Genomic DNA, 7,009 nt, shown 5'->3' with positions numbered 1-7,009 from the left:
CCCCTACTCCCCTACTCCCCTACTCCCCTATCAGCCAATCTTGTTCGGGATCCGCGCCTCGATCTTGCCGAGGGCGAAGACCAGGATGCCGGTGATCGCCATATAGATCAACGCCAGGAGCAGCAAGGGTTCATAGGTGAGGAAAGTGCTCTGCCGCACCTTTGACGAGACGGCGAATATGTCGATCACGCTGATGGTCGCCACCAGCGGCGTCGATTTCAGTTGCAGCACGGTTTCGCCGGTCAGCGTCGGCAACGCCCGGTAGAAGGCTTGTGGCAGCCAGATCCGCCGCAGGATCTTCCAGCGGCTCATGCCGAAGGCGCGCGCCGCTTCCAACTGTCCTTTCGGCACGCCGGCGAAGGCACCCCGCATGACTTCCCCCTCGTAACCGGCGAAGGACAAGGTCAGCGCCAGGACGCCGTAGGGCCATGCTTGCCTGAGATACGGCCACATCCAGGACTCGCGTACCCATGGGTACTGTGGAAACAGCGAGCCGAGCCCATAGTAGAGCAGCCAGAGCTGCAGCAGCAGCGGCGTTCCCCTGATGACGGTGCAGAAGGCCTTTGCAGGCGCCGCGAGCCAGAACGGGCCGGCAGCCTGCGCCAGCCCGAGCGGCACGGCGAGCAGCAAGCCGAGTGTGCAGGTGACGGCGAGGATCCAGAGCGTGCGCCAGAGGCCGACAAGCGCCATTTCGTAATATTGCGGCAGCCAGTCCCAGCGCATGAAAAAAGCGGCCGCGAAAACCAGCGCCAGTCCAGTCACAATCAGCACGATGCGGTGCGGCTGCAACCACAGCGACGCGCGGGCGGCTACGTTGACGATGGTTGTTTCGACAGCCATCAACGCGCCTCCTTGAGCGAGGGCATGCCGCGCCGAGCCCAGACCTCGATGCGGCCGATGATCAGATTGGAGACCAGCGTCAACAGAAGATAGATCACGCCCGCGGCGAGGAAGAAGGTAAGATAGGCTTTGGTTACGCCCGCCGCTTGCCGCGTCGCCAATGTCAGTTCGAAGAAGCCGACGACCGCCAGCAGGGCGGTGTCCTTGGTGGCGATCAGCCAGAGATTGGCAAGGCCGGGTATGGCGAAAGGCAGCATCGCCGGCAGCGTGATGCGTCGCAGCAGCAGGCCGGGAGACATGCCATAGGCGCGCGCGGCTTCGATCTGTCCCTGCGGAATGGCAAGGATCGCGCCGCGCATCACTTCTGTCGAATAAGCGCCCTGGACGAAGCCGAGCACGGCAATGCCGGCCACCAGCCCGCTGATATCGATGCGCTGATATCCTATTGCCGTCAGCAACTGGTTGATCAGATCGGTGCCGGCATAATAGAGCAGCAGGATCAGCACCAGCTCCGGCACGGCGCGGACGATCGTCGTATAGACTGCCAGCAGATCGCGCACCACGGGCCCGCCATAGAGCTTGCCATACGCACCGCAAATGCCGATCACGAGGCCGAGACCGAAAGCACCGGCAGCGATCTCGACAGAGTGGAGCAGTCCGATCAGAAGCGTTCCGCCCCAGCCAGGTGGCGTCGGCGAAAGCAGTTCGATGATGCGGGCCACAGAGGCCGGAAGAAATGCGTCGATCAGCGTCGCCCCGAATTGCTGGCGCCAAAACCGTCGGCAATGCCGTCAGCGGAAAGCTTGCATGGGTGGATTTCGACGAAGCCACACGGCGCGCTGTCCGCGCCGCATGGTTGTTCGCTCAGGGATGCCGTCAATTCGCCTGCGGATCGTCGCCGTAGATGTCGAAATCGAAATATTTCTTGCTGATTTCGTCATATTTGCCGTTGGCCCGGATAGCCTTGATGCCGGCATTGATCTTCTCCTTCAACTCGGTATCTTCCTTGCGGACACCAGCGCCGATGCCGGGCCCGAGAACGGCCAAATCCGGCGCGACCATGCCCTTCAGGTCGCAGCACTGCTTGCCCTGATCCGATTTCAGGAATGCGTCGAGCGCGATGGAATCAGCCTGCACCGCATCGAGGCGACCGGCGGCAAGATCCTGATTGGCTTCGTCCTGCGTCTGGTATTCCTTGATTTCCGCTGCTTCGGTGAAGTGCTTCTTGACGTAGTCGGCATGCACGGTCGAAACCTGGACGCCGATGATCTTGCCCTTGAGATCTTCCGGTGTAGCGCCGAACTTCTGGTCCTTTGGACCGATGATGGCGGTCGGGGTGTTGTAATATTTGTCGGAGAAATCGATCGTCTTCTTGCGTTCGTCGGTGATCGTCATCGAACTGGCGATGACGTCGATCTTCTTGGTCGTCAGCGCCGGGATGATACCGTCCCAGGCGACGGGGGTGATGACGCAATCGAGTTTCTGCTCGGCGCAGACGGCGTCGATGAATTCGATCTCCCAGCCAACCCATTTGCCGGAAGCATCCGGCGAGGTGAACGGCGGATAGGGTTCGGCAGCGACGCCGATCTTGACGGGCTCGGCCTTTGCCATGCCCATCGCGGCGACGCCGAGCAGAAGCGCTGCGGCAAATGTCTTCAGAACCGTCTTCATATCAATACTCCCAGTTTGTTGTTGTTCCCGTTTTCATCCGCCTCGGCTTAACCGATGTTGCGGATGAATTGCTTCAGCCTTTCGGATTTCGGCGCGCCGAAAATCTGCTCCGGCGGCCCTTCTTCCTCGACCAGTCCGTTGTAGAGATAGACGACATGTGTCGCGACCTCGCGGGCGAACTTCATCTCATGGGTGACCAGCACCATGGTGCGGCCTTCGCGTGCCAGGTCGCCGATCACCTTCAGCACCTCGCCGATCAGTTCCGGGTCGAGCGCCGAGGTCGGCTCGTCGAACAGCATGACGCGCGGATTGATGGCCAGCGCCCGGGCGATGGCCGCACGCTGCTGCTGGCCGCCTGACAGATAGGCCGGATAGACATCGCGCTTTTCGGCCAGGCCGACGCGGGCAAGCAGCTTTTCCGCCTCGGCGATGGCCACATCGCGCTTGACGCCCAGAACATGCACCGGAACCTCGATGACGTTCTCGATCAGCGTCATGTGGCTCCACAGATTGAAATTCTGGAAAACCATGCCGAGCTTGGAGCGGATGCGCTCGATCTGCTTGCGGTCGGCGGGAACGGTGTGGCCGTGACTGTCGGCCTTCATCCGGATCTCCTCGCCATTGACGCGAACAATCCCGCTGGTCGGGTTCTCCAGGCAATTGATGCAGCGCAGCAGGGTCGATTTGCCCGAGCCGCTGCCGCCGATGATGGCGATGACCTCGCCGTCGCGCGCCGACAGCGAAACACCCTTCAGCACATGCAGTTCGCCGAATCTTTTATGCAGGTTCTCGACATGGATGGCTTCGGCAGCGTCATTCTGCGCCGTGTACTTCAGGGCGGGGGCGGTGCCTTGCGCTATCACCTTTGCGGTGCCTCACGGAGTGGCCGGACCCGTCGCTGCTGGAATTTTTTACCCATTACCATCACTGGACAGACTTCTCATTCTCAAGATGTACCGTTCCGCTTGCCTCCGTCAACCATGCTTTTTGGACCATTGATCACTGCTCGCTGAGTGGCTATTGGCTGGATGGGATGGTTCAGGAGCACTTGGTGGGTAAAGCATACGGGTCGCAGTCCATGGCCGGGCCCCTGCAGCGCGTGCTGATGCGGTCCGCCGCAAGCGCCATGGCCCGCGCCAAAGCATCGGAATGGCACTATGGTGCGGGCTTCGATCCGCAAAAGGCCGCCGCCCAGCATGAGGCGCTGACGACGCTGGTTCTGGCATCGGGCGCCGCGATCGAATGGCTGACCGACGCCGATGACGGGCTTGCCGATTCGGTCTTCACGCATGATCCTTCGTTGATGACCGACCACGGCGCCATCATCCTTGCCATGGGCAAGGCGCTGCGCCGGGCCGAGCCCGGCCTGCACGAGGCGGCCTACAAGCGCATGGGCGTACCTATCCTCGGCCGCATCGAGCCTCCCGGACAGGTCGAGGGCGGTGATTGCGTCTGGGTGGATTCAGGGACCCTGGCCGTCGGCCGCGGCGTGCGCACCAACCAGGACGGCATCCAGCAACTCGCCAACCTGCTCACCCCCAGGGGTATCCAGGTCTATGGCTACGACCTGCCGCTCTGGCATGGCGAGGACGACTGCCTGCATCTGATGTCGGTGATCAGTCCGCTGGCCGACGATCTGGCGCTGGTCTATGCACCGCTTTTGCCGGCTGCCTTCTACCAGATGCTGCGGGCGCGAGGCATTCGCCTGGTCGAAGGCGACGCCGGGGAGTTCTTCGCCTCCAACGGCCTCAGCCTCAATGTGCTGCCGACCGCGCCGCGCGAGGTGATCGCCGTTGCCGGCTTCCCGAAGACGGCGGCGGCCATGGCGGCCGCCGGCTGCAGGGTTTCAACCTTCGAGGCGGACGCACTGTGCATCGCCTGCGAGGGCGGACCGACCTGCCTCACACGTCCGGTGCTCAGGCAATGACGACAGTCGGCGAAGCGCTCATCACTTTGCTCGAAGCCCATGATGTCGATACGGTCTTCGGCATTCCGGGTGTGCATACGGTCGAACTCTATCGCGGCTTGGCGCGCTCGAAGATTCGCCACGTCACCCCGCGTCATGAACAGGGCGCCGGGTTCATGGCCGACGGCTATGCGCGCGCCGGCGGCAGGCCCGGCATCGCCTTCGTCATCACCGGACCGGGGCTGACCAACACCATCACCGCCATGGGCCAGGCCCGTGCCGATTCGGTTCCGATGCTGGTGATCTCGGGCGTCAACGCCACGCCGACACTGGGCAAAGGCCTTGGCCATCTGCACGAACTGCCCGACCAGCGCGGCATGATGGAAAAGGTCGCGCTGTTTTCGCACCGTGTCACCGACGCCGAAGAACTGCCGGGCGTTCTTGCCCGCGCCTTCGCCCTGTTTTCGTCGTCGCGTCCGGGCCCGGTGCACATCGAGATCCCGACCGATATCATGGTCAAGCCGGCCGGCGGCATCGCCGCTTTGCTGACGAATGTCGCGCCGCCCGAGCCGAATCCGGCTGATATAGCAGAGGCGGCAAAACTTTGCGCGGCTGCCCGCCGCCCGCTGGTCCTTGCCGGCGGCGGTGCCAAGAGAGCCGAAGCGCCGTTGCAGCGCCTTGCCGAAAGGCTGGGAGCGCCGGTTGTCCAGACGGCCAATGCCCGCGGCCTGCTGCACCGCCATCCGCTCGGCGTGCCGGCCAGCCCCAGTCTGAAGGCGGTGCGTGCATTGATGGCCGAGGCCGATCTGGTCATTGCCGCCGGCACCGAATTCGGCCCGACCGACTACGACGGATATGGCGACGGTGGCTTTGTCCTGCCGTCCAATCTGATCCGCATCGACATCGGCGCCGACCAGCTTGCCCGCCGGCCCGCCCGGATTTCGATCCATGCCGATTGCGGCGCAGCACTCGAGGCGCTGCTTGTCGAGATTGGTACGGACCAGCCGCCATCGGGCGACGGCCAGTCTCGCGCCGCTGCGACAAGGCAAGCAGCCTTTGCCGAAATGGCCCCGGCCCTCCAGGCGCAAACCCGCGCCGTCGAGATGATCCGCGATGCATTGCCGGGTTCGATCATCGTCGGCGATTCGACCCAGCCGGTCTATGCCGCCAACCTCTATTACGATCACGACCGTCCGGGCGGCTGGTTCAACGCCGCCACCGGCTTCGGCGCGCTGGGCTATGGTCCGCCGGCGGCGATCGGCGCAGCCCTTGCCGTGCCTGATGCGCCGGTCGTTTGTCTCACCGGCGACGGCGGTTTCCAGTTCACGCTGCCGGAACTGGGCGCCGCGCTCGACGCTGCGGCGCCGGTGATCTTCGTCGTCTGGAACAATCTCGGCTATCGCGAAATCGAAACCTCGATGCTCGATGTCGGCGTCGAGCCGGTCGGCGTCTCGCCGGCGCCGCCTGATTTCTGCAAGCTGGCTGAGGCCTACGGCATTGCCGCCGAGCGGCTCGCCGACATCGGTCATCTGGCAGACGCACTCAAGCGCGCGCGGGCGACCGGACTGCCGTATGTCATCGAGATCACCATCGATTGAGTGCTGTGGCAGCGTCTGCCTGGGGATGCGATCCGCGTCGGATGGCCGACGTTCTGACGCGCACAAGCGGCGCTGCGTCATCAGATTTCGGTTGAGTGATTGCGCGAAAGGCGCGACCTTCGGCGGCGGTGCGGCATAAGAGTGACAGGAGCGGTCGTAGATGACGGATACACTGGACGGCAGGCATGTTGTGGTGACCGGCGGCACCGGAGCGCTCGGTGGCGCGGTTGTCGGCAAACTGCTGGAGCAGGGCGCGATCTGCCATGTGCCGAACGCCCATGCCGCCGCGCCCGCTCATTTTCCCTTCCCGGCACATGAGCGTGTCAGGCTGGCGCACAATGTCGATCTCGCCGATCCCACCAAGGTCGATGCGTTCTTCGCCAGTATTACGGATTTGTGGGCATCCATCCATCTGGCCGGCGGCTTCACCGCCGCGCCGGTCGAGAAGATCGAGCCCGCGTCTTTTGCCGAAATGATGGACACCAACGCCCGCACCACCTTCCTGTGCTGCCGCGCGGCGATCCGCTCAATGCTGGAATCTTCCGTGTCGGGCCGCATCGTCAATATCACGGCGCGTGCCGGGCTCGACCTGCGGCGCGGTTCCGGCATGATCGCCTATGCCGCCAGCAAGGCAGCGGTCGCGGCAATGACGGTGGCGATGGCGGAAGAACTCAAGGGCAAGGGCATCCTGGTCAATGCGGTCGCGCCCTCGACCCTCGATACGCCGGCCAACCGGGCTGACATGCCGGCCGCCGATTTCGGCAAATGGGTCAGCCTCGAAGCGGCGGCGGAAGCGATCGCCTACCTCGCTTCGCCGGCCAATCTGGCGATGAGCGGCACACTGGTGCCGCTTTACGGCAGGGCCTGATCTGTCTCTTTGTTTGAGCGCGGATTTCCCAAAACCGGTTTGCCAGGTTTGGGGTTACGATGCTCTGACCATGGTCAAACAAAAACCCCGCCGGATCGCTCCGGCGGGGTTTTTTAACAGGCCGCG

At 63.5% G+C, this 7,009-nt stretch carries 7 protein-coding genes; 3 read left to right on the top strand and 4 right to left on the bottom strand.

Annotated features, from left to right (window positions below; all coding sequences use genetic code 11):
• Positions 1-30 precede the first annotated feature (30 nt).
• From AC0L2A_RS32670 to AC0L2A_RS32655, 4 genes are all read right to left on the bottom strand, one after another.
• Positions 31-840 (bottom strand): ABC transporter permease, encoded by an 810-nt coding sequence (locus AC0L2A_RS32670; protein WP_473612320.1) that lies wholly within the window; start codon positions 838-840, stop codon positions 31-33.
• On the bottom strand, positions 840-1,562 hold the full coding sequence (locus tag AC0L2A_RS32665) for an ABC transporter permease (protein ID WP_473612319.1): 723 nt from the start codon (positions 1,560-1,562) through the stop codon (positions 840-842). The genes AC0L2A_RS32670 and AC0L2A_RS32665 overlap by 1 nt, the downstream gene beginning before the upstream one ends.
• 154 nt (positions 1,563-1,716) lie before the next feature.
• Entirely contained in the window at positions 1,717-2,511 is a 795-nt protein-coding gene (locus AC0L2A_RS32660; protein ID WP_128188052.1) for a transporter substrate-binding domain-containing protein, read from the bottom strand.
• A gap of 47 nt (positions 2,512-2,558) precedes the next feature.
• The gene (locus AC0L2A_RS32655; protein WP_036261459.1) at positions 2,559-3,371 is read right to left on the bottom strand and encodes an ABC transporter ATP-binding protein; all 813 of its coding nucleotides are present in this window, start codon (positions 3,369-3,371) and stop codon (positions 2,559-2,561) included.
• 218 nt (positions 3,372-3,589) lie between these two features.
• Between AC0L2A_RS32655 and AC0L2A_RS32650 the strand changes: the two genes are divergently transcribed.
• From AC0L2A_RS32650 to AC0L2A_RS32640, 3 genes are all read left to right on the top strand, one after another.
• Entirely contained in the window at positions 3,590-4,438 is an 849-nt protein-coding gene (locus AC0L2A_RS32650; RefSeq protein WP_473612322.1) for a dimethylarginine dimethylaminohydrolase family protein, read from the top strand.
• Positions 4,435-6,015, top strand: a complete 1,581-nt coding sequence (locus AC0L2A_RS32645) for a 5-guanidino-2-oxopentanoate decarboxylase (RefSeq protein WP_473612318.1) — start codon at positions 4,435-4,437, stop codon at positions 6,013-6,015. Before AC0L2A_RS32650 ends, AC0L2A_RS32645 begins: the two co-directional genes overlap by 4 nt.
• A 160-nt stretch (positions 6,016-6,175) precedes the next feature.
• Positions 6,176-6,883 carry an SDR family NAD(P)-dependent oxidoreductase gene (locus tag AC0L2A_RS32640; protein ID WP_473612316.1) on the top strand — a complete coding sequence of 236 codons (708 nt, stop codon included), beginning with the start codon at positions 6,176-6,178 and terminating at the stop codon, positions 6,881-6,883.
• Positions 6,884-7,009 lie beyond the last annotated feature (126 nt).

The sequence above is a fragment of the Mesorhizobium sp. WSM4844 genome, from assembly GCF_055811775.1.
The sequence above is the reverse complement of the archived record's forward strand: the minus strand, read 5'-3'. Positions and strand labels throughout refer to the sequence as shown.